The organism is Streptomyces sp. C10-9-1, from assembly GCF_024497955.1.
GTDB lineage: Bacteria > Actinomycetota > Actinomycetes > Streptomycetales > Streptomycetaceae > Streptomyces > Streptomyces sanyensis.
Genome location: NZ_JANHKP010000001.1, coordinates 208,895 through 235,226 on the forward strand (window position 1 = coordinate 208,895; position 26,332 = coordinate 235,226).

A 26,332-nucleotide genomic window follows, 5' to 3' on the forward strand; every position below is an offset into this window, starting at 1 on the left:
CGCCCTCGCCGGCCGGCTCCCGGAGAACGCCGCGAACGGCGTCCGCGAGCCCGCCGGGCGGACCGCCGCGAGAGTGCGGCAGAGCGGCTGAGGACGGGGACGGGGACAGGGGCGGTCCACCGGGCAGCCGCGGGTGCGGCGGGCACGGTCTCCTCGGTGCGCCGCCGCGGTCGGCGCGGTGCGCCGGTGCGGGCTCCCGGCGGGCCGGTCGGGGCCGCGCCGGGGTCAGAGGGCGAAGCGCTCCAGCACGGGCCGCCGTCCGCGGCGGCGCAGGAAGTGGCCGCGCCAGCCGGCCGCGACGGCGAGGAGCGTCCATCCGCCGGTGCCCGTGACGAGGCCCCCCAGCCGGCCCTCCGGGTCGACGTCCCCGGCCTCCTCCATCGGCACGACGCCCTCCGGGTCGCGGACCACCTCGACCCGGTCCCCCACGTCGATGCCGGGGCGGCTGCCGCGGTGGCGGAGCGTCTCGTCGAGCTCCCCCTCGGGACCCACCAGCGTGAAGCGGTGGTCCGTGCTGTCCGTGCCCTGCGCACTGTCCTCGGTGACGACGACGACCTGGTGGACCCCGCGGCGCTCCAGGGCCGCCTCGGGCGCGTACTGGACGGATCCGACCAGCACGAACAGGCCGGGAACCAGGGAGAGCAGGGCGAGCCACCAGGCTCCGTGCAACGCCCTCAGGGCCACGACCACGGCCAGGACGCCGATCAGGCCGGTGACGACGGGGACCGCGTCCAGGCCCAGACTCGCGTACGCGATCCCCGTGTTGGCGGCGGGTACCAGCCAGCACAGGCCCAGCACCGCCGAGGTGGCCGCGAGCGACCGCAGGGCGCCTCCCCGGACCGCCCCCGGTGCCGCCGGGCCGCCGGGTGCGAGGTGTGTGGCTGCTCCGCTCATGCCGGGCAGCATAGGGGCTCGCCCGGCGGGCCCGCCGGGCAGCCGCCGTGCGGTCACCCGCCGAACGCGGCGGTCTCCTCGCCCAGCGCCGCGGCGATCGCCGTGACACCCCTGCGCAGGCGGCGGAAGTACGTGGCACGCCCCAGGTGCAGGCGGCCGGCGACCTGGTGGTGCGTGGTGGCCGGTCCGCCCAGGTAGTACGCGGCGAGCACGGCCCCCGCCTCCGCGTCCACGGGGTCCCCGCTCTCCGCGAGGCGGTACACCGCCTCGCGCAGCCACTCCCTCAGGGCCGCGGGCGTCGACGTCGCGGGACCGGCCGGCAAGCCGCTGCCGGCCAGGGCGCGATCGTCGCCGAGGTGTCTCAGGGCGCGCGTCACTCCCGCAACGAGGTGCTCGCCGGGGCCGGCTCCGCGCCCGCCGAGGCGTTCCAGCCACAGGGGCAGGGAGGCCGGGGCGAACGCGTGGCTGAAGACCTCCGGCCGGCGGCCGCAGCGGTAGACGTCCTCCCGGACGCTCCCGTGGAGGCGGAACCCCATGCCCCGCACGAGCCGTTGGTAGTCGGCCGTCGCGGTGGAGACCACCAGATGGCCCGCGAGCACGGAGTCGGTCAGGATGTCGTGCAGGATGCGGGCGTGGGCGGCCGGTTCGGTGGCGTAGGCGGCGCCGAGGAACAGGCCGCCGGCCCGCGGGGCGGCCGCGACGTGCTCGGTGTGCTGCTGGAGCACCGGCTCCACGGCGTCCGCCGTCGCCGCGCCGAGCGGGAGGAGGGCGGACAGGCCGCATGCGCGTCCGTCGGCGTCGCGGGCGAGGCGGAAGGCGGAGGTGCCGTGGGCGAGCCAGCCCTCGGTGATCCGCTCCGCGCGGGCGCCGTCGAAACCGCCCCGGCGCGCCCAGCCGTGCAGCAGGCGGCCGATGTCGCCGGCGTCGCCGTCCTGCGCGGGCGCCACGCGCACCGGCGACTCGGCGGCCGGGAACAGCATGCCGCGCAGCGTCGCGTCCCCGTTGAGGAAGAGCCCCTCGCGCACGAGCGCGGCACGGGCGGCCGGGGTGCCCGCGCGCGCCAGCAGCGTGCCGCGGTAGGCCGCCGCCCGGCTGCGGGAGCTGTGGTGGGCCAGCGGTCTGCGCCAGCGGTAGGCGGTCTCCAGCACGGTGCGGTAGGGCTCGCGGACGGCCAGCCCGAGGGGCGTGCGCCGGACCACGCTGAGCGCGCCCAGCCTGGTGAACAGTTCCGGGCCCGCGGAGAGCAGCTGCTCGTCCCCCGCTCCGACGGTGGCCAGCAGGCGCAGGGCGTGCTGCCAGCGGGTACCGGGAAGCTCACGGGCCAGCCGCTCGGTCAGCTCCCCGGCCGCCTGGTCGGCCACCGCCCCCTCGTCGCCCGGCCCGGCCCCCGCGTGCAGCGCGCGGCAGGCGGCGCCCGCCAGCAGCGGCACGCCGCCGGAGAGGCGGACCACCAGCGCACGGGCGGCCGGGTCCTCGATCCCGGCCGCCGCCGCCAGGTCCGCCACCTCCCGTTCCGGGAGGGGGGCGAGGGCGACGGTCGCCTGCACCCGGCCGGTCCAGCCCTCCACGGCGGCCAGGGGCCGCCTGCTGACCACCAGCAGGCGGCGGGGGCCGGTGCCGAGCAGGTCGAGCGCCTCGGCGGCGTGACCGGGCCCGTCGGCGCCGTCGAGGACCAGCAGGCCGCCGGTCCCGTCGGGGAGGGGCGGCCGCTCCGGGTGGGCCAGGTCGACGACGACGGCGGGCTCCCGCGCGCCCGCCGTACCGGGAGCGTCTGCCACCAGGCCCGCCAGGAGCGCGGACTTGCCGATGCCCGGCGGTCCGGTCAGGTTGACCACCGTGCTGCTTTCGACTGCCGCGCGCAGCCGCGCGGCGTCCCCGGCACGCGCTCCCCCGCGCCGCCCCCGGTCCCGCTCCGCCGTTCCCACGCCCGGACACCCCCCTGTCCCTCGTGCACCGCGCTCCACGCCGTCCGCCTCGGTCCGGCGCCCTCTCCGGCTCCCCCCGGGCGGCGGCCGGGGCGGATCGCGCCCCCGACCCGGTCCGCTGCCGCGCGCCCCCGCCGTCCGCGCCGTCCATACGGCGGGCTCGCGGTGCGCTCCAGCCATGAGGACGGCAACCGGCCCACGGAGGTTGAGACTTCGGTGAGACGGAACCGGGCCCGGGGGTCGGTAGCGTCCCCGTCCGTCCCGCACGACGGGGTCCTTTCGCCCGCGCCGAGCGCCGGGCACCGACCGAGAGGAACGACGGTGAAGTTGACTCGATGGCTGGCCGCGGCCGCCGCGGCGGCCTGTGCCGCGGCCACGCTGCTGACGGGCCCCGCGACCGCGGCGCCCCGGGAACCGGCCGCCGCCGCCACGCGGCAGGCGCCCGCGGGGACCGGCGAGGCGGTCGCGGCCGCCGCCCCCACCGCGCCCAAGCACTTCCTCGGCGCCGGCTACGGCCCGTGGAACATCGCCGTGGAGGCGGCGTGGAACTCCGCGTACGCCGCGGCCGCCCGGGAGGGGTACACGGCATCCTGGTGCCGGCGCGCCGCGGGCCCGGCCGGAAACGAGATCCGCCCCGGCTACTACCAGGTGCTGGTCGAGATCCTCTGCACACCGCCGCCCCCGCCCGGCAACGGGGAGATCGTGGGCGTGCACTCGGGCAAGTGCGTGGAGGTGCGGGGCGGCAGCACCAAGGACGGCGCACCGATCCAGCTCAACACGTGCTCGGGGGCGGCCAACCAGTCGTGGAAGCTGTACCCGGACAGGACGCTGCGCGTCCTCGGCCGGTGCATGGACGTCCAGTACGCCAGGACCGGGAACGGCTCGCTCGTCGGGCTGAACTCCTGCCACCAGGGGCTGAACCAGAAGTGGGAGCTGCTGCCGGGCGGTCTGCTGCGCAGCGTCCACTCGGGCCGCTGCCTGGACGCGCTGGGCTGGGCCACCGGGAACGGGGCGCGGCTCGGCATCTGGGACTGCACCCCGCACCACACCAACCAGCAGTGGCGCGGCGCGGGGCTGACCGTCTGACCCCCGCCCGTCCCCCGGTCCGCCGCGCACTGCGGCGGACCGGGGGTCCACATCGCGAGACCACGACCGTGGCAGCCGTGCTGACCTGCCCGTTTTGTGATCGGTTCGTGCTGTCCCGGAGCCGGTGCCACCGAGCACCATAGGCCCCTGTGCGACGGCGAGGGGTGGATCACGTGACGGTGTCGAGGCGGCGGCGTACCGCGGTGCTGGGCGCCCTGCCGATCCTGCTGGGGGCCCTGTCGTGCGAGACCGGCGGCAGCGGAGCGACGGCCCCGGTGCCCGGTGCCGCGGTCTTCTCGCTCCCTCCGGAGCAGCAGCTGCGCGCCGCGGCCGAGGCCACCCGCCGGGCGGGCACGGCCACCTTCGTCGCCACCCTCGCCCTCTCCTCGGCGGACGGCACGGCCGTCGAGCACACCACCGGGGCCATGGACTTCGCCGAGAGCAGGTCCCGCGCGGAGGTGTCCCTGGAGGTCGCGGGGACCTTCCCCGAGGACGCGGCCGACGCGCTGCGCGGCGGTCGCGCGGCGCCCGGGCCGCTGTCGCTGGCGACCGACGGAGGCGATGTCTTCGCCAGGGGCGAGGGCCCCGCCTGGCTCCGGTTCACCCCCGGCGCGGTCGAGGAGTTCGGGGGCGCCGTCGCCGCGTTCTCGGAGCACTCCGCGAGCCCGGCCGCGCCCTACGGCGGCACCCTGGCGGACCTGGTCCCGTCGGCGGTCGCGGAGCGGACGCCCGGGGAGCGGGCCGACGGCAGCCGCCGCTACCGGGTGTCGGTGCCGGCGCGGACCGCGGCGCGGGCCCTTCCGTCGGCGCTGCGCCCGGGGACCGCGGAGTGGGGCGGGGAGCAGGTGCCGCTGACCGTCGAACTGGACGGGCTGGGCCGGATCACGCGGGTCGACGCGGACTTCGGCCCGCTGCTCGCCGCGCTGCGGTCCGGGGGGCTGCCGGAGGGGGTGACCGGCGTCCGCGGAACGCTGGAACTCGGCGCTCTCGGCGAGCCGACCGCGTACCGGCTGCCCGGCAGGGACGGGGCGGGGGTGGAGGACGCGCGCAAGGTGCTCACCCCGCTGCGCGAGTTCGCGGCCGGGGGCTGCGCGGCCCGCGAGCCGGTGCTCGCGGCGGCGCCCCTGAACCGTGCGAGCCCGCTGCGCACCGCGGACTGCGGCGGAGCACACGACCTGCGGGTGCTCGCCCAGCTCGGGCCCGGCGAGCCGACCGCCGGGCAGCATCCGGTCGGGGGCGCGGAGTCGGGCACCCGGTGCGCGCGGTCCCTCGCCCGTGCTCCGGAGGAGTGGAGGCGCGAGGCGCGGCGGGACGGAGCCGCGCTGGTGGCCGCGGTGGAGCCGCCCCCCGCGGGGGCTGGCGGCACCACGTGTGTGGTCGAGCGCGTCTGAGGCGCGGCTCGTGCCCGGAGGCCGGCCGGCGCCGCGGGGTGCCGGTCGCGGGGGCGGGCGTCAGCCGAGGGGCACTCCCGTGCCGGTGACCCGCACCCTGGGGTCGCCCGCACGGAGGTCCACGGTGAGCACCCCGGGGCGTCCCATGTCCTCGCCCTGGTGCAGGGTGAGCGTGGACTCCGGGGGAACCAGGCCCAGTTCGCGGGCGTAGGCGCCGAAGGCGCCCGCGGCCGCCCCGGTGGCGGGGTCCTCCACCACGCCGCCCACGGGGAAGGGGTCCCGGACGTGGAAGACGTCAGGCCCCTCGCGCCAGACCAGCTGGACGGTGGTGAGGTCGAGGCGGTGCATCAGGGCGGTGAGGCGGTCGACGTCGTAGTCGAGGTCGGCCAGCCGCCCGCGGGTGGCGGCGCCGAGCACGAGGTGGCGGGCCCCGGCGAAGGCGATGCGCGGCGGAATCGCCGGGTCCAGATCGGCCGCGGGCCATCCCAGGGCCCCCAGCGCCTCGGTGAGGTCGGCGTCCCGGACCGCCTCGACCGCGGGCTCGACCGTGGTCAGCGTGGCGTGCAGGCGGCCGTCCCGCTCGGCGACCGACACCGGGACCCGGCCGGCCCTGGTGGCGAAGAGCAGTTCCCCGGGGCCGATGCGCTCACCGAGGGCGATGGCGGCGGCCACCGTGGCATGGCCGCAGAAGGGCACCTCGGCCCTGGGGCTGAAGTACCGGACGGCGAACGCCCGTCCCTCCCCGGCGTCCGTCCCGGCGGGCGGCGGCGTCAGGAACGCCGTCTCGCTGTAGCCGAGTTCCGCGGCGACGGCGAGCATCTCCGCGTCGCGGAGGCCCCTCGCGTCGAGGACGACCCCGGCGGGGTTGCCGCCGGCCGGGTCGGCGGAGAAGGCCGTGTAGCGCAGGACCTCGGGCTTCGTCGTCATGGTCCGGGGAACCCGGGCGGGGCGCGGATTGTTCCCGGCGCCGCCGTCCGCCCGATGCCCCGGCGCCTCCGGGGCCGGGGCGGCGGACTACACGGAGGGCCCCCGCCGGAGGACGACCTCGCTTCCCAGCGGGACGAACCCGGCGGCGAGGAAGGCGCGCAGCGACCGGGCGTTGCCCGGGGAGACCGCGGCGAAGACCGGCTCGCCCTCCGGGACCAGGGTGAGGGCGTCCCGCAGCAGGCTGCGGCCGTGCCCGCCGCCGTGGCCGCCCCCGTCCAGCTCGATGCTCAGCTCGCGGCGCCCGGCCGGGCCCCGGGCGAGGGTGACGAGACCGCGCCCGTCCCCGTGGACGCGGACGCCGCCGCGCAGGGCGCGGGCGCGGCGTACGCGGGGGTGGTCCTCGGCGTCGGTGCGGCGCGGCAGGCGGTGCCCGCCGCCTGCGCCCCGGGCGGCGAGCACCGCGTCGAGGCAGTCGATCCAGCCGTCGGGGCCCGCGAGGTACCGGAGGAAGTCGGGGGCCTGCGCGCCGCCGTAGCCGTCGGGGCCCCGGGCCAGGACCTCGTCCCCGGGCAGGTCCGTGGCGATGACGGAGTGGCCGGTGAAGGCGACCGAGCAGGACAGGCCGCCCGGGAGCACGGGGAGGACCGTCACCCGGCCGTCCACGGCGGGGAACCGGCCGTCCGCGGCGTCGTGGAGATACCGGAGGAGAGGATGCGGGTCGGGCACGGGGGTCACGGTACGCGGATCCGCCGTGCGCGGCGGGGCGGTCCGGGCGCGGGGGCGGTCCCCGGCGGCCCGGGCGCCGCGTAGGCTCAGGGAGCCCTGCCCCGCCCCGGCGCCCCGGGTCCCCGCCCTTCGGCCACCCGGGGCCCGAGACCCGAGGAGCACGCCATGCCCAGCCCCGCCGGCGGACCCACCGGCCCGCAGTCGGTCGACCGCGCGCTCGAGATCCTCGACATCGTCGCGGACGCGGCCGGGCCGGTGGGTGCCAGGGACCTGGCCGGTCGCCTGGGCTGCTCCCTGTCCACCGTGTACCACCTGCTCGCCCCGCTGACGGCCCGCGGGCATCTGGCGCGGACCGCCGACGGCTACGCGCCCGGTCCCCGGGTGGCCTCGCTGCACCGGTCCTACCGGCGGCACCTGGGGCTGGACCCGCGGGCCGCGGAGCTGCTGCCGCGGCTGCGCCGGGCGACGGGGGCGGAGGCGTACCTCACCGCCTACCGGGACGGCCGGATCGTCATGACCGACAGCACGGTGCCGGTGACGGACCGGGAGCACCCGTTCCTGCCGGGTCCCGAGACCCGCGCGCACGCGACGGCGCACGGGAAGGCGCTGCTGGCGCGGGTGTCGCGTCCGGCACGCCGCCGGTATCTGGCCGAGCACGGGATGGCCCGGTACACCGGGCGCACCATCACGGAAGCGGAGCGGTTCGAGGCGGAGCTGGCCGGGGTGCGCGCGCAGGGCTTCGCGGTCTCGATCGGCGAGGCCGATACGGCGTTCACCTGCCTGGCGGCCGTGCTCCCCGGCGGTGCGGGGGTCCCGGACGGCGCGCTGCACGCGGTGTCGGTGTCCCTGCCGACCGCGGACTTCCTGCGGCGGCGGGGCGAGATCCGGGCAGCGGTGGCGCGGGCCGCCGCGGGCCGGCTGCCCTGACCGCCCCGCCCCGCGCGTGATTCCGGCAGGGCCGGAATCACGGGGGGCGACGGTGGCGCCCGTGGGCCGTCCGGGGTCACCGTGGGGGCATGATCTTCATCGCCGTCAGGTTCACCGTCCGCCCCGAGTGCAGCGACCGCTGGCTGGACACCGTGGACGCGTTCACCCGCGCCACCCGCGCCGAGCCCGGGAACCTCTTCTTCGACTGGTCCCGCAGCGTCGAGGACCCGCACCGCTTCACGCTGCTGGAGGCCTTCGCGGACTCCGCCGCCGGGGCGGCGCACGTGGCCTCCGACCACTTCCGCGCCGGGCTGGAGGCGATGGCCCCCGCGATCGCGGCCACCCCGGAGATCGTCAACGTCGAGGTGCCGGGGCAGGGCTGGGGCGAGATGGCGGAGCTGCGGCCCGCGTCCTGACGGCGGCACCGTTTCAGATGCCCATCGAGGCCATCTCCACGGCGGAGCGGTAGTTCGCGGCGGTCGCCACCACGCAGGCCCGGTAGCTGCGGTTCTCCTTGACGACGCGGAAGTAGTCGCGGACCTGCTTCCAGTACTGCCGCAGATAGCCGGGGCCGGGGAAGAAGGCGGGCGGGCGCGGGACGAGGGCGAAGGCCTCCGAGCAGCGCAGGATCTCGCCGGTGGCCGTCCCGAGCAGGGCTTCGACCTCGCTGTTCATGTTCCACCCCGCGGCCAGTTGCGGGGTCCAGATCGCACCGGCCACCTCCCGCAGGTGCTGCTGCTCCTCGGGGGTCGGGTCGGCGTGGACCACGAGGGTGGTGCGGACGGCCGCCTCCGCCGGCCCGGGATGGGCCGCCGCGGGTGCGCCGCCGAGCGCGGCGGCGAGCAGCGCCGCGGCCAGTGCGGTCGCCGCAACGGACGGCATCCGGCTTCCTCTTGTGTGCGTCATGGGTTCCCTCCCCTTCGTCGTGGCGCCCCTCCCCCGGTGCGCCCGCCCCGTGCGCGGGGCGGCGTGCCGCACGCTGGCACGTGGGCCCCGCGGGGTCAACGAGGACGTGTGCGCCACGGCCGGATTGCGCCCGGGCGGGGCGCGGAGCCGCCCGGCCGGTGAGGCGCGCTCCTCGCGGTGCCCGTCCCCGGAACGGGGGGGCTCAGCCGACGACGACCACGGTCCGCTGGGCCGAGAAGTCGCCCCAGCCGCCGTCCGGCAGTCTGGCGCGGATCTTGATGCTGTAGCGGGTGCCCGGCGGGTCGGTGACGGTCATCGTGTAGCCCACCTCGGGGCCGGGTGGGACGGTCCCCCACACGATGGTGGTGGCGGGCCGCCCGTTGAGGTGGAGCTGGTGCTCCGTGACGGGGGCGCCGGTGTCCGGCGGGGTCCAGCGGAGGTCGATGCGGCCCGGACGGGCGGAGGCGGTGAGGCCGGTGGGGGCGGTCGAGGGCCCCCCGCCGGGCCCGGCGGGGGTGGCGAGGTCGACGGGTGCGCTGTCCGGGGAGGAGTTCTCGGCGGCGTCCCGCGCCCGGACGGTGAAGGTGTACACGGTGCCCGGGCGCAGGCCCGTGACCCGGGCCCGGGTGGCGCCGCCGCCGACACTGTGGACGCGTACGTCCTCCCGGTACACGTCGTACGCGGTGACACCGCCCGCGTCGGTGGCGGGCGACCAGGTCAGGACGGCGGCCCGGTCGCCGTCGAGGGCTCCGCGCACCGCCTCGGGGCGGGTGGGGGGCGTGTGGTCGTCGGGCGTCTGCGCGGGAGTGGTGACCGAGACGGGTGCCGCGGCCGGGGAGAGGTTGCCCGCGGCGTCGCGGGCGCGGACGGTGAAGCGGTATCCCGTGCGCGGTGCGAGGCCGTCCACGTCGACCATGTGCCGGGGTGCGGCGAGGGTGGTGACGCGGGTGCCGCCCCGGTAGACCTCGTAGGCCGCGACGTCGGAGCCGTCCTCGGCCCGGTCCCACATCACATGGACGGAGGTGGCGCTCCCCGCCTGGGCGGTGAGGCCGGAGGGGGCGGCGGGCGGCTCGCGGTCCTCGGGCTCGGCGCAGCCGGCGAGGACCACGAGGAGCGCGGCGCAGGCCGACGCGACGGGGGCGCTGGGGCGTTGCACGGTCGGACCTCCGCGGGGGACGGGCTGACGTGGTGCCGCTGCCATGCTGGCAGCCCTCCATCCATTGGTCCAGACCTGCGAGGGGGCCGGTGCCGGCTGCGGGGCGCCCGGCCCCACCGGGTCCGTGAGCCGCCGCGGGACCCCAAGGGGATCTTGGTCGCACCTTTATGGCTTCTTGAAGAAAGGCCCTCGGGGGCTCCGGGACACCGTGGGGGCGCATACGATCTCCGCCAACCCCCCACGAATCCCGGCGGGCGCGGTCAGCGCCTGCCGGGATTGTGCTCAACCGTCGACACTCCGAGGTGTTACCACGCATGGGTTCCCATCGAGCCGGCAAGCGCACCGGAAGCCGCCAGCCCCGCGCCCACGCCCGCCCCGCCACCGGCGGCCGGGCACGGAGTGCGGCCCTGGCGCTCGGCGTGTTCACGGTGGCCGCGGGCGTCGGCACCACCCTGGTCGCGAACGGGGGCGGGCAGGGGGCGGCGGACAGCGTCGCCGCGGACGTCCCCGACGCGACCCTGCCCTCGCTGGGGGTGAACGCGGCGGGCGGGGCCACTCCGCTGGTGACGCCCACCCCCTCGGCCACTCCCACGGCGCTGCCGAGTGCGACGCCGACCACGTCGGCCACGGTCAGCGCCACGCCCTCGCAGCGGCCCACGGCGGACCGGGCCGAGCGCGGCGCCACGCGGAGCGCGACCAGCGCGGCGCCGTCCCCGGCACGCAGCACGGCGTCCGCCGGCAGCGGCGGCAGCACGGCGAGCGGCTCGGGCGGTTCCGGCGGTTCGGGCGGCAGCACCGGCAGTGGCACGGGAGGCGGCGGATCGTCGAGCGGAACCCCGGCCGACGGCGCCGAGGCCCAGGTCCTGGCCCTGGTCAACAAGGAGCGCGCGGCGGCCGGCTGCGGCCCGGTGGCCTCGGACCCGCAGCTCACCCGCGCCGCGGACGACTACAGCGACGTCATGGCCGCCTCGGGGGTCATGTCGCACACCGGCCCCGACGGCTCCACGATGACGAGCCGGGTCGAGGCGGCCGGGTACGCGTGGTCCACCCTGGGCGAGAACATAGCCAGGGGGCAGGGCGACGCCGAGGCGGTCATGGACGCCTGGATGAACAGCCCCGGCCACCGGGCCAACATCCTGAACTGCTCCTTCACGGAGCTGGGCGTGGGTGTGCACATGGGGGACGGCGGCCCCTGGTGGACGCAGAACTTCGGGGCACCCCGCTGAGGGCTGTCCTGCACCACCCGGCGGACCGGCGTGCGGTGCCGGATGCGGTGCGGCGCGCGGCGGAGGATCGCCTGCCCACCGGGTGTACGCGGGCGACGCGACGACGCGGCGAGGTGCCGTAGGCGCCGGCGCGTGCGGGGCAGGCCCCGGGCCGCCCCGGTCCGCCCTCGGCACAGGGGGCCGAGGGGGCGTGGAGGAGGAGGCCGGGTCCGGGCGGAACGCCCGCACCCGGCCTTTCGCCGTGCCGGGGAGGGGGGACGTCCACCCGGCGGGCGGTCCCCCCGCCGCGGTGGTGCGTCCCGGGGGACCGGCGGCGCACCGGGCCCGGGCGGCGCGGGGTCAGACCACCGGCCCGGCCAGGGAGAACGAGACCCGCACACGCGCCCCGCCGAGCGGCCCCCGGGTGATGCCCAGGTCCCCGTCGGCCGCGCGGGCGGCCCGGGCCACGATGTCCAGCCCGAGTCCGGTGCCCCCCGACCCGCCCGTGCTGACGCCGCGGGTGAGGGCGGCCTCGGGGTCGGCGACGCCGGGCCCGGCGTCGTCCACCGTCAGGACGGCATGGCTCCGGGTGCGCTCGACGCGCACCGAGAAGGCCGTCCCCTGGGGTGTGTGGCGGAAGACGTTGCCGATCAGGGCGTCGACCACGGCGGAGAGGTCGTCCTCGGGGAAGCGCACCGGAGTCGGCCTCGGGGAGAGCGAGCGCTCGCAGGGGCGGTCCTGCTGGGCGGCGAGGACCGACCAGAAGTCCAGGCGCAGGGCGACCACGTCGCCGAGTTCCACCGGCCGCCCCGCGGTACCGGGGCCCGGCTGGCCGGGCGCGAGCGGGGTCCGCGCGGCGGTGATGATCGAGTCCAGCTCGCGCTCCAGCCGGGCGACGGCCACGCCGATGCGCCGGGCTCCGGGTGCCTGGCCCATCAGCTCCGCCTCCAGCGACAGCGCGGTGAGCGGGGTGCGCAGCCGGTGGGAGAGGTCGGCGACCATCTCCCTCTCGACCGCGAGCAGTTCGACCACACGGTCGGCCATGGTGTTGAAGGCCTGCCCGGCCTCCTGGAGTTCGGGGGGACCGTCCGGCTCCACCCGTACGTCGAGATCGCCCGAGCCGAGGGCGAGCGAGGCGCTCTTCAGGCTGCGGGAGGAGCGCACCACGCGGGCGCCGAGCCGGTCGGCGACGAGGACGGAGCCGCCCACCAGGCCGAGCGCGAGCAGGGACATCACGCCCCAGGAGGCCCAGACGCCGCGGGTGAGGTCGGCGCCGGGGACGTACGCCTCGACCACGGCGACACGGTCCTCGGGCAGCACCACGGGCTGGAGGTGCACCCAGCCGTCGCCGGTGTCCGCGGACAGCGTCTCGCGCTTCCCGACGGCGCGCTCCAGCGCCTGCGGCGGGGCCTTCGAGGTGCCGACGAAGCTGCCGTCCGGGAGCCGGACGGCGAGCTGGTCGCGGGAGCCGATCTCGGCCACGGCCTGCTGGACGTCGGAGCGTTCGGTGGTGAGCGCGAGCACCGGGGAGAGCGCGGCGGCGCGCTGCTCGGCCGCCGTGGTCACCCGGTCGCGGGCCTGCTCGCGGACGAGCAGCGCGAGGGGGATGAGGAAGGACAGCGCGACCATCGAGGTGACGGCGAGGGCGATGCCGACGAGGGCGCGCCTCACGGCGTGGTGACCAGTTTGATGCCGATTCCGCGCACCGTGTGGAGATAGCGCGGATCGGATGCCTTCTCGCCGAGTTTGCGCCGGAGCGCGGAGAGGTGGACGTCGACGGTCGGCTCCTCGAGGTACGGCTGCTGCCAGACCTCGGCGAGGATCCGCTTGCGGGACACCACCTGGTCGGCATGGGCGGCGAGGTAGGCGAGCAGGTCGAACTCGCGGCGGGTCAGCGACAGCTCCCGCCCGGCGAGGTGGGCGGTACGGGCGTCCGGGTCGATGCGCAGGTCGGCGACCCGGAGGGCGGGCCGGCGCTCCGCCTCCGCCTCGGCGGGTCCCGACCTGCGGAGCACCGCGGCCAGGCGGGCGGCGAGCTGGCCGCCGGAGAAGGGCTTGACCATGTAGTCGTCGGCACCGGCGTTGAGCAGCCGGATGATCTCGGTGTCCTCGTCGCGCGCGGTGGCGACGAGGACCGGGACACGGGATATGCCGCGGATCATCCGCAGCACGTCGATCCCGTCCAGATCGGGCAGACCGAGGTCGAGCACCACGATGTCGGGCGGGTCCTGGGTGATCTCGCGCAGCGCCTCGAAGCCCTGGTGCGCGGTCCTGACGGCGTACCCGTGCCCCGTGAGCACCTCGATCAGGGCACCACGGATGACCGGGTCGTCCTCGACGACAAGTACGGAGGCCATGGGCAGGCACGTTAGCCGGTCCGTCACTATGGTGTCGTGTCCCGTCTCCTGCGCTACGTGTTGATCTGGCTGTCCTGCACCGCGGCCAGCGTGACGGCCGTCATGCTCACCGTCCATTTCGTGGTGGGGTCGACCCGGCCGACGGCTCCGGTCGCCCAGTCCGCGCCGGGCCCCTTCCCGCCGTCGCCGTCCGCCGCGCCGTCCCCCTCCCCGTCGCCTTCCCCGTCGCCGTCGCCGTCGCCGAAGCCCAGTCCGAGCCCCCGCACCATCTCCCCTGCCCCCGCCCGCACCACGGCGGCGCCCCCTCCGCCGCCGACGCCGACACCCGTGGCGCGCACCACGGCCCCGCCTCCGTCGACGAAGCCCCCGGCCGAGACCTCGGGCGGGGGCTGCCAGGAAGGCGGCTCGGGGGTGCACACCATCTCCGCCCAGGGCGGCAAGGCCACGGTCCGCTTCGGCAGCGGCGGCGTCTGCCTGATCTCCGCCGTCCCCAACCAGGGGTTCACCGCCAGTACGGAGCAGGACTCCCCGCAGACGCTGACGGTCACCTTCGCCGCGGAGCGGCACCGCTCGGAGATCACCGCGTCGACCGAGCCCTCCGACCGGGCGACGGTACGCGAGACGTCCTTCTGACGGGGGTCCCGGCGCTTGCGGGAGTGCGACCGGCCGGGTGCGCCCGGCGGGTCAGTGCCGGTGCCCGCGCCGGTGCCCGAGCTCCTTGAGCTCGTGCGCGGCCGCGTCGGCGACCGCGGTGTCCGGGTGGTGGCCGCGCAGCGCGGACAGCACCCCGCCGACCGACTCGGGGGCGGCACGGGCGAGCCCGGCCACCAGGGCCGCGCCGCCCCGGGGCCAGTCGGCGGCGGCCGCGTCGAAGGCGCCGAGCAGCCGCCGGGGTGCCTGCCCGCTGCCCTCCGCACCCCCGGGCTCCGCCGCGGCCGCGCGGCGGTCGGCGAGCCGCCGCTCCTCCAGCTCCTCGGCCAGCAGCAGGGCCCGCGACTCCAGCGGCACGGCGGCGGCGTCGGCGTCCTCGCCCCGGGCGCGGAGCACCCGCAGGGCGTGCGCACCGAGCACCGGGTCGGTGAGCGCCGAGCGGAGCACCCCGTTCGGCACCCCGGCGTGGTCGAGCGCGGCGACGGCCCCGAGCAGCGCGGGTCCGCGGTGGCCCGCGTCCCGTTCCCCGGCGAGGGCGGCGAGCAGCGGCGCCCACTCCGCGTCACCGCCGCCGCGGTGCTCGGCCCAGGCCGCGAGCGCGGCGGCGGCGACGGCCGGGGGCCAGCGCCGGGCTGCCGCCGTGGCCGTCCGCGCGTCCCAGGCGGCCGCCTCGGCCGCGTCGGGGGCCGCCACCCCGGCGCTCAGCAGGACGTGGCGCAGGACCGTGCCGCCCAGCGGGGTGAGGCCGTAGGCGTCGCCACGGCGGAAGAGGCACCCCGTGGCCCCGAGGGCGTCCACCACGGTGGCGAGGGCGCGGGCGGGGGCGGTGAGGCGGGCACGCTGGGTCTCGGTGACCTCGGGCCGGCCCAGCAGGTCCGCGAACTCCGCGAGCGGCGGCATCGCGTACGCGCCGTCGTCGGAGGCGGAGGCCGGGACGGGCACCGGCTGCTCCTCGGCCTCCACCGCCACCTGCGCGCCCGCCGCCTCGGCGACCCGGCGGGCCACGGAGTCGGGGGTGCCGCCGCGCTCGTAGAGGGAGTAGAGCAGGTGGGCCGGGCCGAGGGACCAGTCCTGCGCCGTGTCCGCCGCGACCGCGCCGGGCCCGGTGCCGTCCGGCACCGACCCGTCCGCCGCGACCGCGGGCAGCCGCTCGGCGACGGCGGCCAGCAGGTCCGCGGCCAGCTCGGTCAGCTCCTGCGGGGTGCCGCCCTGCCACACGGCCAGCGCCGCGGGGAAGCCGCAGCGCTCGGCGATCGCCTCGATCTCCGCCTCGGCGAAGGCGGCCGGGGTCCGCCGGGGGGCGGCGCCGGGCAGGGCGCCGGCGGTGGTGCCCGGCACACCGGCCGCCACCGCGTCGGGCAGCGGGGCGGCGTGCAGCAGGGCGCGGACCTCCTCGGGGGCCGCCGCGCGCACGGGCGGCGGGAGCGGGGCGTCCCCGGCGCCGTAGTAGTCGAGGTGGTCGTCGCGCAGCCGGTCCGCGAGCTGGAGGTGGGGCAGTACCTCGGGACCGGGGGCCAGGTCGGCGTGGCGCCCGGCGAAGGCGGCGCTGAGGCCCGCTGCCGTCCAGCGGTCGGTCAGGGTGTCGGCCAGGGCCTCCAGGGCCGCGCCGAGCGCCTCGTCCGGCCGCGCGTCGGAGAGCGGCGGCGGGGGCAGCAGCGGCCCCTGCGGGCCCGGGCGGGTGTCCCGGGAGAAGGCGGCGAGGAGCAGCTCGGCGAGGCGGGCGCGGGCGGCGAAGGTCCGGCCGGACACCGCCGCCCGGCGCAGCGCTCCGGGCAGCGCGGGGCGGCTGTCGTGGGGGGCCGCGGCATAGCCGCCGAGCCAGGCGGCGACGGCCGACGGGTCGTCGGGGTCGACCCCGTCCGCGCGCAGCAGCGAGGCGTACCAGCGGTGCCAGGTCAGCCGGGCCGGGTCGGCCATGGCCTGCCGGAAGGCGGGGACCGCCGCGTCGACGGCCTCCAGCAGCCGCAGGTGCCGCTTGGCGTTGAGCCGCCCCGCCTCGTGGACCCGGTCGGCGAGCGCGTACAGCACCCGCGGTACGGCGTCGGTCTCCGGGGCGGTCGCCCACAGCAGCCCGGGCAGGTCCTCGCCGAGCACCCGGGCGACGAGCTCGGGGGTGGGCTCGGGCACCCCGGCGCGGCGGTCGGCACCGCGCAGCGCGAGGAGGCACAGCACGGCGTCCGCGGGCCGCCCGGGGAGGGCGGGAGCGCCCTCCCGGGCGGCGGCCCAGGCGAGGAAGTCGTCGAGTCCGGTGTTCAGGCCGGTGGCAGGCGTCACGTCGTGAGCGTAGGGAACCGCGGGGGCCCCGGCCCGCGGGGCCGGTCCGGGGGTACGCCGAACGGCGGAGGAAGGCGGCCGGTGCGGCGGTGCGCGGGCGGGCGGCGCGGTCCGCTCCGGGGGCGCCCTCGGCGCGGCCGGCGCCGGGCTGCCGCCGGTGCCGTGGCGCCGGGGAGGTTACCGGCGGCAGGCCGTCAGGGGGCCTCCTCGCCGGGCACCGGCTGCTCGGCCCAGATGACCTTGCCCTCGTCGGTGTAGCGGATGCCCCAGCGGTCGGCGAACTGGGCCACCAGGAACAGTCCGCGCCCGCCCTCGTCCGTGATCTCGGCGTGCCGCAGATGCGGCGACGTGCTGCTGGAGTCGTGCACCTCGCAGATGAGTGTGTGGTCCGTCCGGATGAGCCGGACACCGATGGCACCGCTGGTGTACCGGATGGCGTTGGTGATCAGTTCGCTGAGAATCAGCTCGGTGGTGAAGGCCAGGTCGTCCAGCCCCCATGCGCCGAGTCTCCCGGTGACGGCTCCGCGCATCGGCGGCACGGACGACGGGTCGGGGGCCACGTCCCAGTCGGCGACGTGGTTCTCGTCGAGCACCCGTGTACGCGCGACGAGCAGGGCGATGTCGTCCCGCGGCCGTTCGGGCAGCAGTGCGCCCAGTACGGCGTCGCAGGTCTCCTCCGGAGCCGCCGGCGCGTCTGCCAGGCGGGCGCGCAACAGCTCCAGTCCCGCGTCGATGTCCCGTTCGCGGCTCTCGACCAGACCGTCGGTGAACAGGACCAGCCGGCTGCCCTCCGGCAGCTCGCGTTCGGCCGTCTCGAAGGGAAGCCCGCCCAGGCCCAGTGGGGGGCCGCCGGGCAGTTCGGGGAACTCCACGGTGCCGTCGGGGCGCACCAGGGCGGGTTCGAGGTGCCCGGCGCGTGCCATGGTGCAGCGTCGCGTGACCGGGTCGTAGATCATGTACAGGCAGGTCGCGCCCGTGATCGCCCGGCCGCCGTCGTCGGCCTCCTCGTGGTCGATCCGGGTCACCAGCTCGTCCAGGTGCCACAGCAGCTCCTCGGGAGGCAGGTCGAGGGCCGCGAAGTTGTGCACCGCGGTCCGCAGCCGGCCCATCGTCGCCGCGGCGTGCAGGCCGTGCCCCACGACATCGCCGACGACCAGGGCGACGCGGGCCCCGGAGAGCCGGATGACGTCGAACCAGTCGCCGCCGACGCCGCCCATGCCGGCGTGGGCGGGCAGATAGCGGTGGGCGACGTCGAGCGCCTGCTGCTCGGGCAGCAGGCTCGGCAGCAGGCTGCGCTGGAGGGTGACCGCCAGGGTGTGCTCGCGCGTGTAGCGCCGGGCGTTGTCGACGGCCAGCGCGGCTCGGGCGACGATCTCCTCGGCGAGGGTGACGTCCTCACCGTCGAACGGCTGGGGCCTCCCGGACCGCCAGAACGTGACCACGCCCAGGATGTCGCCCCTGGCCTGCAGCGGAGCGCTGATCATCGAGTGCAGCCCGTACTGGACCATCCTGCGGGCCCGGGGCGGATCCTGTTCCTGCCAGCCGGAGAAGGTCCTCATGTCGGGTTCGAGAACGGCCAGCCCGCTCTGGAAGCCCTCGGCCTGCGGAGTGGTCGGGACGAAGTCGATCAGGGCGCCCAGCGGGTAGATCGGGGCGTCGCCCCGGATGCCGGACACGGCGACACGCCGCATCAGGTTGGAATGCGCGCCGGCGCGCCCCGGATCGTCGCCGGGCAGCACCCGTTCGAGCAGGTCCACGGTCGCGAAGTCCGCGAACTGCGGGACCACGAAGTCGGCCAGCTCCTCGGACGTCCGCACCACGTCCAGGGTGTTGCCGATCCGCAGACCGGCTTCGTACACCAGCCGCAGCCGGGCGCGCGCCGTGTCCGCCCGTCCGGACAGCTCCTGGAGCTCGGTGGTGTCGCGCAAGGTGGCGACGGTGCCCGGCGGTCCGCCGTCCTGGTCCGTCGACCGCTGGTTGATCGCCAGCAGCCGGTCACCGGACAGGTACACCTCGTCCGAGGCCGGACGGCCGGACCTCAGCAGCTCGGTGAGGCGGGGACTGAGGCCGAGGTCCGTCACCTGACGGCCCTCCGCCTCCGGGGGCAGGCGCAGCAGGCGGCGCGCTTCGTCGTTGGCGAGCAGCAGCCGGCCGTCTCCGGCCACGATGATCACACCCTCGCGGACCACGTGGAGCACCGCGTCGTGGTGGTCGTACATGCGCGTCATCTCGGCCGGGCCCAGGCCGTGTGTCTGACGCCGGAGCCGCCTGCTGGTCAGGCCCGTTCCCACGACGGACAGCAGGAGTGCGGCCCCGCCGGCAGCGAGCACCACGGGCAGCTGGCGGTCGGCCTGGCCGCTGACGTGCTCCACCGTGACCCCGGCGCAGACGACCCCGATGACGTCGCCCGAGTCGTCGGTGATCGGCACGATCGCCTGCACCAGCGGGCCGATGGTGCCGGTGATCCACTCGACGACCACTCCCTCGCCCTGGAGAACGGGCTCGATGGTGCCGACGAACGTCTTGCCGATCCGGTCGGGCAGGGGGTGAGTGTAGCGGATCGCGTCCTCGTTGGTCACGACGATGAAGTCGACGTCGGCCGCCTCGCGAGCCGCCTCGGCGGCCGGCTGGAGTTCCGCCGTGGGGTCGGGGCTGTTCATGGCCTCGGTGAGGCCCGGGGAGTTCGCGAACGTCTCGGCCACGGCCAGGGACTGGTTGCGGGCCTCACGCCGGACGTCGCTCCGCGCCTGAAGAACCAGCGCGGTGACCGTGCCGACGACGAGCAGCGCCACGATCGCCACCTGGAGGATGAAGACCTGACCGGCGACGGTGCGCAGGCTCCCGGCCAAGCGACGACGTCGGCCGGCGGCGGGGGCCGCCGGATGCTGCTTGGGTCCCGGAGAGCGGCGTATCCGAATGTTCCGGACCATGTTCTCCTTTCTACCATCGGTGCCGTTTCGCATCGAACGTGAATGCGATCGGCAGATGCTCCGCGAGGGGTGCGGGGGCGTCGCGTCGCGGCACGCGCGACTCCCTCCCCCCTCCGCGAGGACGGGGGCGCCCGTACGCCCCCGCGCCGCTCCGGCCCGGGGGTCAGGGCCGTTCCGGGGCACCCGGTTCCGCTCCCACGGCTCCTGTGCCCGTCCCGCGCCGCGGGCTCAGCAGCAGCGCGAGGAGGTCTGCCGGCAGCAGGCCCTTGTCCAGGGCGGTTTCGACGGCCCCGGTCTCCCCGGTACGCGGTGCGCGGGCACCCGGGCGCGCCTCGGCCGGGTCGGGCCCGTCGCGGTGGGCCGTGCCGGTCATGACGCACCCGCATCGCGGGCGACGGAGCGGGCGTGCACGGCGCGCAGTGGCGCCCCTCCGCCGGCGAATGGGCGCCTTGCGGCCTCGGCGCCCTGGGAAAGCACCGGGACCGGCACCGTTGTGCGGGGAAACCGCGCGGGTGCGGCTTCGGCCGGGAGAGCGGAAATGGACGCCTCTGGAACGATCATTGCGAGCAAGGGGGTCTCCGCGGAAGGAAGAAGGTGCCGGGGATCGATTCGGCAGGAATTCCCCGATGATTCCGGCGATTTCCCTGATCACGGAATCCCCCGGAATCGGTCCGGTAAGCAGACGGCCGCCCCCGCGTCGGTCCGGCGGCGAAAGCCCGTCCGGCCCGCGGTCTCCCGCCCCGTCCGGCCCCCGGGCCGACCGGAGGCGACGGCGCGAGGCCCGGGGCCCTCCTCCCCGGGAGAGGACCGCCGCCCTCCCCGCCCGCACACGAGGGCAACCTGCCGGCAGGCTCGGTCGCGCCCTGCGGCGAGGGCGGCGCAGGGCGCGCGCCCTCCGGTGTCCTCGTCCACCGAGAATTCGGCCATGAGAAGCGCTCCGCCCGTCGTGGTGGGGAGAACGCTAATGAGGCAGGATGCGCGGCGTCATCGCATCTGAGGAGAATCTGAGGAACGGCCGCCGGCCCGGCACGGGCATCCGGAGCCCGGGGTGCGGAAGTTTCCCGCCGGTAGGCGCATGGCGTCCGCGGTGGACAATCGATCGAATGTGTCCGCATCCCGGATGCCCTCTTGACGTCACCCGTGGAACAGGAGTGGATTCACCGCACTGTCATTTTCCGAACGACTGCCGAAAGCCCGGGAGACGGAATGCGACTGCTGCTGGTCGAGGACGACAGGCACGTGGCTGCGGCGGTGTCCGCCGTACTGACCCGGCACTGCTTCGAGGTGGTGCACGCCGCCACCGGCCAGGCGGCCGTGGACGCCGTGCTCTCGACGGGCGCCGACCCGTTCGGTGTCGTCCTGCTCGACCTCGGTCTGCCCGACCAGGACGGGTACACGGTGTACGGCAGGATCCGACGATGGACCAGCGCCCCGGTGATCATGGTCACGGCCCGCGGCGATGTGCGCTCACGCGTTGACGGGCTCAACCGCGGCGCCGACGACTACGTCGTGAAGCCCTACAGCACCGGTGAGCTGATCGCCCGCATCCATGCCGTCAGCCGGAGGGCCGCCGCACCGGCCGGTGGTGAGGCGCGGCACGAGCCCGACCTGCGGCTCGGTGCCGTACGCATCGAGCTGACCGCCCGGCGGGTGAGTGTGGGCGGCTCCGAGGTGCGTCTGACCCGCAAGGAGTACGACCTGCTGGTGCTGCTGGCGAAGCGCCCGGGAGTCGTCTTCCGCCGGGAGCAGATCATCAGCGAGGTGTGGGAGAGCCGCCGGGAGGGGACGGAGCGCACCCTGGAAGTCCATGTGGCCTCCCTGCGGTCCAAACTGCGGACGCCCGCGCTCATCGAGGTGGTACGAGGTGTGGGCTACCGACTCGCCGCCACCGCCCCGTAGCGCCGTCCGGCCGGGCCGCCCAAACGGGCTCCGGTGCCGTGGTGCGACCGGCGGGCGGGGCGTGGCCCCCGGCCCCCGCATCCCGCGTGCGGGCCGCCGTCCCCGGGGAGGGGTCAGCCGCCGCGCGGGGCGTACATGATCACGGCCATGCCCGCCAGGCAGACGAGGGCTCCGGCGATGTCGAAGCGGTCGGGGCGGTACCCGTCGGCCACCATCGCCCAGGCGAGGGACCCGGCGACGAAGACCCCGCCGTAGGCGGCGAGGACGCGGCCGAAGTCGCCGGAGGTCTGCAGGGTGGCCACCACCCCGTACAGCCCGAGGGCGACCGCGCCGGCGCCGACCCAGATCAGGCCGCGGTGTTCGCGCAGGCCCTGCCAGACCAGCCAGGCGCCCCCGATCTCGAACAGGGCGGCGAGGGCGAACAGGGCGGCTGAGCGGGCGATGGTCACGGGGGCCTTCCGGGTGGGAGCGGATCGCCCGGGAACTCCACCCGCGCCACCGGGGTCCCGTCAAGTCGCCGCGGCCGGGCCTCGGCGGGGCGGAGGCGGGCGGCCCGGACCGGGCCGCCCGCCCGGCCGCGTACCGCCGTCCCCGTGGGCGGCGGACGCGGGCCGCCGTCTCAGTGGGCGGCGGACGCGGGCTGCCTGGCGGTGGTGCCCTCGCCGGGCTCCCCCGGCACGGTGTCGTCCTCGCTCCCGCCCTGCCTCCCGAGGTGGTTGAAGACCAGGTTGAGCAGGACGGCCGCGACGCAGCCGGTGGAGATGCCGGAGTCCAGGATGATCTTCGCGGTCTCGGGGAAGGCGTGGTAGAAGTCCGGGGCGCTGATCGGGATGATGCCGACGGCCAGGGAGACGGCGAGGACCAGCACGTTGGCGTCCTTCTCCAGTCCGGCCCGGACCAGGGTCTGGATGCCGCTGGCGGCGACCGAGCCGAACAGCACGATGCCCGCGCCGCCGAGGACCGGCCGGGGCACGACCGCGATCAGGGCGGCGGCCATCGGGCACAGCCCCATCAGGACCAGGAAGCCGCCGCCGCAGGCGACGACGAAGCGGCTGCGGACGCGGGTCATGGCCACCAGGCCGATGTTCTGGGCGAAGGCGCTGCACATGAAGCCGTTGAACAGCGGGCTCAGCGCGGAGCCGAGGGTGTCCGCCCGCAGCCCGGCGGCGATGGTCCTCTCGTCGGCGGGGCGCTCCACGATCTCGCCGAGGGCGAGCATGTCGGCGGTGGACTCCGTCATGGAGACGATCATCACCACGCACATCGAGAGGATGGCGGCGAGCGCGAACTGCGGGGCGCCGAAGTGGAACGGCGTGGGGAAGCCGACCACGTCCGCCTCGGTGACGGGGGCGAGGTCGACGACGCCGAAGGGGACGGCGGCCAGGGTGCCGGCCACCAGGCCGACGAGGACCGCGACCTGCCGGAGGAAGCCGGTGGTGAAGCGCCGCAGCACGAGGACGATCAGCAGGGTGAGGGCCGCGAGGGCGAGGGAGGGGGCCGAGCCGTAGTCGGCGGCCGAGGGGTCCGGGCCCTGGGCCCAGCCGAAGGCGACGGGGAGCAGGGATATGCCGATCAGGGTGATCACGGTGCCGGTGACCACGGGCGGGAAGAAGCGCACGAGCTTGCCGAAGAACGGTGCGGCCAGGAAGCCGAGCAGGCCGGCGACGATGATCGCGCCGAAGATGATCGGCAGGGCGTCGTCCTTGCTCGGCGCGGTGTCGACGATCGCGAGCATGGGCGCCACACCGGCGAAGGTGACGCCGTTGACGAACGGGAGCCGGGCGCCGATCCTCCAGACGCCTAGGGTCTGGAGGAAGGTGGCGAGGCCGGCGGTGAAGAGGCTGGCGCCCGTCAGGAAGGTGAGTTCGGCGGCGGAGAGGCCGACGGCCGCTCCCACGATGAGGGGCGGGGCCACGACGCCCGCGTGCATGGCGGCCACGTGCTGGAGGCCGCTGGTGAGCATCCTGGCGGGGGGCAGGGTCTCGTCGACCGGGTGCCTCCGGTCTTCCCCGTCCGCGCGGTCCGGGGATCCGGCCCGGTCCGGGGTGTCGGCGTTCGGCTTCTGCACGGCCACGGCGGTGCCTCCGGTCGGTTAACACGTCGTCGTCGACATGGGTGTCAGGGAGGTGGTGCTGGTGGTGCTGTGCACGCACCGGTCGCCCGTCCGGTGTGGTGCGGTGGTGCGCGGTGGCACGGGGTCCGCAGGGGGACACGTGTCACCGCATCCGGGGGGCGCGGCGTCCGCTGACGCGCACCCCCCGGTGCGGCTGCCGTGGACCCCGCTCGGGTCCACGGCCGCCGGCCGGGGGCCGTCCCCCCCGACCGGAGCCTCGTCGGTGCGGGCCGCGGCGGTGCGCGGCCCGCACGGGCCGTCAGGCCCCTGCGGCGATCCGCGCCAGGCGGCGGGCCTCGTCCCGGGTGGAGCGGGCGACGGCCTCCTCGTCGACGGTGGTGAGGCGGCCCGACTCGACGACGGGGCGCCCGTCCACCAGGGAGAGGGTGACGGGGGCGGCGGCGCCGAACACCAGGGCGACCACCGGGTCGGCGATCGAGGAGTGCGCCAGGGTGTCCAGCTTCCAGAGCACGAGGTCGGCGACCTTGCCGGGCTCCAGGGAGCCGATCGCGTCGGCGCGGCCGAGTACCTGGGCGCCGCCGTAGGTGCCCAGGCGCAGCGCCTGGCGGGCGTTCAGGGCCGCCTCGCGGTGGGCGCCGAGGCGGTTGATCAGAAGCGCGTTGCGCAGCTCGGTGTGCAGTTCCCCGGACTCGTTGGAGGCGGTGCCGTCGACGCCGAGGCCGACCGGGACCCCCGCGGCGAGCATGTCGGGGACCCGGGCGATGCCGGCGGCGAGGCGGGCGTTGGAGGAGGGGCAGTGGGCGACACCGGTGCCGGTGCGGGCGAAGGCCGCGATGTCGGAGTCGTTCATGTGGACGCAGTGGGCCATCCACACGTCCTCGCCCAGCCAGCCGGTGGACTCGAAGTAGTCGGTGGGGCCCATGCCGAAGAGCTCGTGGCACCACTTCTCCTCCTCCACGGTCTCCGAGCCGTGGGTGTGCAGCCGGACGCCGAGGCGGCGGGCCAGCTCGGCCCCCTGCCTGAGGAGTTCGGTGGAGATGGAGAAGGGGGAGCAGGGTGCGACGGCGACCTGCGTCATGGCGTCGAAGGAGGCGTCGTGGTGGGCGCGGACGGTCTCCTCGGTGGCGGCGAGGGCGCCTTCGAGGGTCTCGACGGCGAAGTCCGGCGGCAGGCCGCCGTCCTTCTCGCTGCGGTCCATGGAGCCGCGGGCCAGGGTGAAGCGGACGCCCGTATCGCGGGCGGCGCCGATGATGGCGCCGGACAGGTCGCCGCTGCCCTCGGGGTAGACGTAGTGGTGGTCCATGGCGGTGGTGACGCCGCCGCGGGCCATCATCGCGAGGGAGCCCTGCGCGGCGGCGCGGACCATGGCCTCGTCGATGCGCGCCCAGGTGGGGTAGAGGGCCACGAGCCAGTTGAAGAGGTTGTGGTCGGTGGCCAGTCCGCGGGTGATCCACTGGTAGAAGTGGTGGTGGGTGTTGACCAGGCCCGGGGTGGCGAGGTGGCCGGTGGCGTCGATGCGGCGCACGACGTTCTCCAGGCCCTCGGGGGCCGCGCCCGCCCCGACGGACTCGATGCGGTTGCCCGCGACGACGATGTGGCCCGTCGCGTACTCGGTGTCCCGGGCGTCGACGGTGGCGACGGCGCAGTTCTCGATGACGAGGCGCTCGGTCGTTCCGGGGGCTGCCGAAGGTGCCATGATGCGTCCTTCTTCGTGTCGTGTGGGGTGTCGGAGGCTCCCCGGGGCGGGTGTCCCGGGACGTCGTCCGGGCGACGGCGTCCCCGGGGCGGGCCCCCGGGGAAGGGCACGGCAGGACCCTGGAGGATTTGAGTGCCGCAGCCGGGTGGCCTTCCGGGACGGCCGGTCCGGCGGCTGCGGGTGCCGAGAGGGTGGAGGAACGGGACGGGGAGACGGGGCCGCCCCGGCGCGGGCCGTGCCGCGCCGCTCGCCCGCGGCGTCCGTGGGGCGGCTCCCGGGTGTCGTGCTCCCGGGCACCGGGGGCTGTGCCATGGTCCTCCCTCCGGTCCGCGGGCCGCTCCGCCCGTGTCGGCGGGCGGGGCGGCGCGCGGCCTCGCGTCAGAGGTTGGTCATGTCGACCGGGATCCTCGGTTCGACTCCGTCGCGCAGCACGGTGGCCTCGATGAGGCCGTACGGGCGGTCCGCGGCGAAGTAGACCTCGTTGTCGTTCTTCAGGCCGAAGGGTTCGAGGTCGGCCAGGAAGTGGTGCTTGTTGGGGAGCGAGAAGCGGATCTCGTCGATCTCGCTGCGGCTGTTGATGATGCGCGAACCCATCTGGTACAGGGTCTGCTGCAAGGACAGCGAGTAGGTCTCCGCGAAGGCCTGGAGCATGTGCTTCTTGGCCTGCTCGTAGGACTTGTCCCAGTTCGGCGACCGCTGCTCGTCGGAGGTCCAGTTGTAGCGCCACTGGGCGGCCACCTGGGTCGCCAGGATGCGGTCGTACGCCTCCTTGAGCGTGGTGTACCGGTCCTTGACGTAGCCCCAGAACTCGGAGTTGGTCGAGTTCATCACGACCAGGTCCTTGAGGCCGGACACCACCTCGAAGGACGAGCCGTCGTAGGTGACCTGGGTGGTGCGGATCTCCTGGCCCCTGCGGACGAAGGAGTGCCGGACCTCGTCGGCCCCGATGAACTTGGAGTTGCCGTCGGAGGTCGCGATGCGCTCCCAGGCGTACTCCTCGATGCGGATGCGCGCCCGGTGGATCGGCTCCTGGCTGGTGACGAAGTGCCGGGCCAGGTGGATGCCGAACTGCTCGGCGGACTCGATGCCGTACTCCTTGGCGAACGCGAACACCGTGTTCTTGGTGGTGTCGGTCGGCAGGACGTGGGCGTTGGAGCCCGAGTAGTGCACGTCGTCCATGTCGCCGGAGAGGGCGACGGAGACGTTCAGGTCCTTGATGTGGTGGGTGTCGCCGTCCCGCGTGATCCTGACGACGCGGTTCTCTGCTTTGCCGTACTGGTTCTGGCCGAGAATCGTGGGCATTGTCTG

The 26,332-nt window shown here is 76.1% G+C and carries 23 protein-coding genes; 7 read left to right on the forward strand and 16 right to left on the reverse strand.

Annotated elements, in window-relative coordinates:
• Positions 1 to 225: 225 nt before the first annotated feature.
• On the reverse strand, positions 226 to 894 hold the full coding sequence (locus NPS70_RS01015; protein WP_256521599.1) for a hypothetical protein: 669 nt from the start codon (positions 892 to 894) through the stop codon (positions 226 to 228).
• Positions 895 to 947: 53 nt separating this feature from the next.
• Complete coding sequence (locus tag NPS70_RS01020) at positions 948 to 2,819, reverse strand: hypothetical protein (protein ID WP_256521600.1); 1,872 nt, start codon at positions 2,817 to 2,819, stop codon at positions 948 to 950.
• Between the two features lie 321 nt (positions 2,820 to 3,140).
• Between NPS70_RS01020 and NPS70_RS01025 the strand changes: the two genes are divergently transcribed.
• Together NPS70_RS01025 and NPS70_RS01030 are read left to right on the forward strand one after the other, a co-directional pair.
• The gene (locus NPS70_RS01025) at positions 3,141 to 3,905 is read left to right on the forward strand and encodes an RICIN domain-containing protein (protein WP_256521601.1); all 765 of its coding nucleotides are present in this window, start codon (positions 3,141 to 3,143) and stop codon (positions 3,903 to 3,905) included.
• Positions 3,906 to 4,078: 173 nt separating this feature from the next.
• Entirely contained in the window at positions 4,079 to 5,296 is a 1,218-nt protein-coding gene (locus NPS70_RS01030) for a hypothetical protein (RefSeq protein WP_256521602.1), read from the forward strand.
• 60 nt (positions 5,297 to 5,356) lie between these two features.
• Here the strand turns inward: NPS70_RS01030 and NPS70_RS01035 are convergent, their stop codons facing one another.
• Both NPS70_RS01035 and NPS70_RS01040 read right to left on the reverse strand, forming a co-directional pair.
• Complete coding sequence (locus NPS70_RS01035) at positions 5,357 to 6,223, reverse strand: PhzF family phenazine biosynthesis protein (RefSeq protein ID WP_256521603.1); 867 nt, start codon at positions 6,221 to 6,223, stop codon at positions 5,357 to 5,359.
• A gap of 87 nt (positions 6,224 to 6,310) precedes the next feature.
• The gene (locus NPS70_RS01040; protein ID WP_256521605.1) at positions 6,311 to 6,949 is read right to left on the reverse strand and encodes a hypothetical protein; all 639 of its coding nucleotides are present in this window, start codon (positions 6,947 to 6,949) and stop codon (positions 6,311 to 6,313) included.
• 165 nt (positions 6,950 to 7,114) lie between these two features.
• Here NPS70_RS01040 and NPS70_RS01045 point away from each other — a divergent pair, with 165 nt between their 5' ends.
• Entirely contained in the window at positions 7,115 to 7,876 is a 762-nt protein-coding gene (locus tag NPS70_RS01045) for an IclR family transcriptional regulator (RefSeq protein ID WP_256521606.1), read from the forward strand.
• 89 nt (positions 7,877 to 7,965) lie between these two features.
• Positions 7,966 to 8,292 carry a putative quinol monooxygenase gene (locus NPS70_RS01050; RefSeq protein WP_256521608.1) on the forward strand — a complete coding sequence of 109 codons (327 nt, stop codon included), beginning with the start codon at positions 7,966 to 7,968 and terminating at the stop codon, positions 8,290 to 8,292.
• Positions 8,293 to 8,305: 13 nt separating this feature from the next.
• Here the strand turns inward: NPS70_RS01050 and NPS70_RS01055 are convergent, their stop codons facing one another.
• Both NPS70_RS01055 and NPS70_RS01060 read right to left on the reverse strand, forming a co-directional pair.
• Positions 8,306 to 8,758 (reverse strand): hypothetical protein, encoded by a 453-nt coding sequence (locus NPS70_RS01055; RefSeq protein ID WP_256521610.1) that lies wholly within the window; start codon positions 8,756 to 8,758, stop codon positions 8,306 to 8,308.
• Positions 8,759 to 8,984: 226 nt separating this feature from the next.
• Positions 8,985 to 9,938 (reverse strand): fibronectin type III domain-containing protein, encoded by a 954-nt coding sequence (locus NPS70_RS01060; RefSeq protein ID WP_256521611.1) that lies wholly within the window; start codon positions 9,936 to 9,938, stop codon positions 8,985 to 8,987.
• Between the two features lie 314 nt (positions 9,939 to 10,252).
• Between NPS70_RS01060 and NPS70_RS01065 the strand changes: the two genes are divergently transcribed.
• The gene (locus tag NPS70_RS01065; RefSeq protein WP_256521612.1) at positions 10,253 to 11,164 is read left to right on the forward strand and encodes a CAP domain-containing protein; all 912 of its coding nucleotides are present in this window, start codon (positions 10,253 to 10,255) and stop codon (positions 11,162 to 11,164) included.
• Positions 11,165 to 11,503: 339 nt separating this feature from the next.
• On the opposite strand, the gene NPS70_RS01070 is transcribed toward NPS70_RS01065, so the two are convergent.
• Genes NPS70_RS01070 through NPS70_RS01080 form a run of 3 tightly spaced genes read right to left on the reverse strand, consistent with a single transcriptional unit; the run spans position 11,504 to position 13,922 of the window.
• Positions 11,504 to 12,814 carry a sensor histidine kinase gene (locus NPS70_RS01070; RefSeq protein WP_256521613.1) on the reverse strand — a complete coding sequence of 437 codons (1,311 nt, stop codon included), beginning with the start codon at positions 12,812 to 12,814 and terminating at the stop codon, positions 11,504 to 11,506.
• Complete coding sequence (locus NPS70_RS01075; protein WP_256521614.1) at positions 12,811 to 13,500, reverse strand: response regulator transcription factor; 690 nt, start codon at positions 13,498 to 13,500, stop codon at positions 12,811 to 12,813. Before NPS70_RS01075 ends, NPS70_RS01070 begins: the two co-directional genes overlap by 4 nt.
• Before the next feature lie 53 nt (positions 13,501 to 13,553).
• Complete coding sequence (locus tag NPS70_RS01080) at positions 13,554 to 13,922, reverse strand: hypothetical protein (protein WP_256521615.1); 369 nt, start codon at positions 13,920 to 13,922, stop codon at positions 13,554 to 13,556.
• Between NPS70_RS01080 and NPS70_RS01085 the strand changes: the two genes are divergently transcribed.
• The gene (locus tag NPS70_RS01085; RefSeq protein WP_256521616.1) at positions 13,912 to 14,133 is read left to right on the forward strand and encodes a hypothetical protein; all 222 of its coding nucleotides are present in this window, start codon (positions 13,912 to 13,914) and stop codon (positions 14,131 to 14,133) included. The two genes, NPS70_RS01080 and NPS70_RS01085, sit on opposite strands and share 11 nt — an antisense overlap.
• Before the next feature lie 51 nt (positions 14,134 to 14,184).
• Here NPS70_RS01085 and NPS70_RS01090 read toward each other — a convergent pair whose 3' ends face one another.
• The 3 genes from NPS70_RS01090 to NPS70_RS01100 form a co-directional block, all read right to left on the reverse strand.
• Positions 14,185 to 16,425 carry a hypothetical protein gene (locus tag NPS70_RS01090; protein WP_256521617.1) on the reverse strand — a complete coding sequence of 747 codons (2,241 nt, stop codon included), beginning with the start codon at positions 16,423 to 16,425 and terminating at the stop codon, positions 14,185 to 14,187.
• Positions 16,426 to 16,619: 194 nt separating this feature from the next.
• Entirely contained in the window at positions 16,620 to 19,355 is a 2,736-nt protein-coding gene (locus NPS70_RS01095; RefSeq protein WP_256521618.1) for a SpoIIE family protein phosphatase/ATP-binding protein, read from the reverse strand.
• A gap of 163 nt (positions 19,356 to 19,518) precedes the next feature.
• On the reverse strand, positions 19,519 to 19,728 hold the full coding sequence (locus NPS70_RS01100) for a hypothetical protein (protein ID WP_256521619.1): 210 nt from the start codon (positions 19,726 to 19,728) through the stop codon (positions 19,519 to 19,521).
• Between the two features lie 833 nt (positions 19,729 to 20,561).
• Between NPS70_RS01100 and NPS70_RS01105 the strand changes: the two genes are divergently transcribed.
• Positions 20,562 to 21,254, forward strand: a complete 693-nt coding sequence (locus NPS70_RS01105) for a response regulator transcription factor (RefSeq protein WP_256521620.1) — start codon at positions 20,562 to 20,564, stop codon at positions 21,252 to 21,254.
• Positions 21,255 to 21,367: 113 nt separating this feature from the next.
• Here the strand turns inward: NPS70_RS01105 and NPS70_RS01110 are convergent, their stop codons facing one another.
• From NPS70_RS01110 to pucL, 4 genes are all read right to left on the reverse strand, one after another.
• Positions 21,368 to 21,703 (reverse strand): YnfA family protein, encoded by a 336-nt coding sequence (locus tag NPS70_RS01110; RefSeq protein ID WP_256521621.1) that lies wholly within the window; start codon positions 21,701 to 21,703, stop codon positions 21,368 to 21,370.
• 170 nt (positions 21,704 to 21,873) lie between these two features.
• The gene (locus NPS70_RS01115; RefSeq protein ID WP_256522193.1) at positions 21,874 to 23,217 is read right to left on the reverse strand and encodes a nucleobase:cation symporter-2 family protein; all 1,344 of its coding nucleotides are present in this window, start codon (positions 23,215 to 23,217) and stop codon (positions 21,874 to 21,876) included.
• Positions 23,218 to 23,626: 409 nt separating this feature from the next.
• Positions 23,627 to 25,024: an 8-oxoguanine deaminase gene (locus NPS70_RS01120; protein ID WP_256521623.1), complete on the reverse strand. Its 1,398-nt coding sequence runs from the start codon at positions 25,022 to 25,024 to the stop codon at positions 23,627 to 23,629.
• 378 nt (positions 25,025 to 25,402) lie between these two features.
• Positions 25,403 to 26,326 (reverse strand): factor-independent urate hydroxylase, encoded by a 924-nt coding sequence (pucL, locus tag NPS70_RS01125; RefSeq protein ID WP_256521625.1) that lies wholly within the window; start codon positions 26,324 to 26,326, stop codon positions 25,403 to 25,405.
• Positions 26,327 to 26,332 lie beyond the last annotated feature (6 nt).

What these genes read in the sequence shown, in the direction of transcription:
- NPS70_RS01015 (WP_256521599.1), bottom strand. Translation starts at nt 894, where the DNA reads ATGAGCGGAGCAGCCACACACCTCGCACCCGGCGGCCCGGCGGCACCG.
- NPS70_RS01035 (WP_256521603.1), bottom strand. Translation starts at nt 6,223, where the DNA reads ATGACGACGAAGCCCGAGGTCCTGCGCTACACGGCCTTCTCCGCCGAC.
- NPS70_RS01045 (WP_256521606.1), top strand. Translation starts at nt 7,115, where the DNA reads ATGCCCAGCCCCGCCGGCGGACCCACCGGCCCGCAGTCGGTCGACCGC.
- NPS70_RS01050 (WP_256521608.1), top strand. Translation starts at nt 7,966, where the DNA reads ATGATCTTCATCGCCGTCAGGTTCACCGTCCGCCCCGAGTGCAGCGAC.
- NPS70_RS01055 (WP_256521610.1), bottom strand. Translation starts at nt 8,758, where the DNA reads ATGCCGTCCGTTGCGGCGACCGCACTGGCCGCGGCGCTGCTCGCCGCC.
- NPS70_RS01065 (WP_256521612.1), top strand. Translation starts at nt 10,253, where the DNA reads ATGGGTTCCCATCGAGCCGGCAAGCGCACCGGAAGCCGCCAGCCCCGC.
- NPS70_RS01075 (WP_256521614.1), bottom strand. Translation starts at nt 13,500, where the DNA reads ATGGCCTCCGTACTTGTCGTCGAGGACGACCCGGTCATCCGTGGTGCC.
- NPS70_RS01080 (WP_256521615.1), bottom strand. Translation starts at nt 13,922, where the DNA reads ATGGTGTGCACCCCCGAGCCGCCTTCCTGGCAGCCCCCGCCCGAGGTC.
- NPS70_RS01095 (WP_256521618.1), bottom strand. Translation starts at nt 19,355, where the DNA reads ATGGTCCGGAACATTCGGATACGCCGCTCTCCGGGACCCAAGCAGCAT.
- NPS70_RS01100 (WP_256521619.1), bottom strand. Translation starts at nt 19,728, where the DNA reads ATGACCGGCACGGCCCACCGCGACGGGCCCGACCCGGCCGAGGCGCGC.
- NPS70_RS01105 (WP_256521620.1), top strand. Translation starts at nt 20,562, where the DNA reads ATGCGACTGCTGCTGGTCGAGGACGACAGGCACGTGGCTGCGGCGGTG.
- NPS70_RS01115 (WP_256522193.1), bottom strand. Translation starts at nt 23,217, where the DNA reads ATGCTCACCAGCGGCCTCCAGCACGTGGCCGCCATGCACGCGGGCGTC.
- NPS70_RS01120 (WP_256521623.1), bottom strand. Translation starts at nt 25,024, where the DNA reads ATGGCACCTTCGGCAGCCCCCGGAACGACCGAGCGCCTCGTCATCGAG.
- pucL (WP_256521625.1), bottom strand. Translation starts at nt 26,326, where the DNA reads ATGCCCACGATTCTCGGCCAGAACCAGTACGGCAAAGCAGAGAACCGC.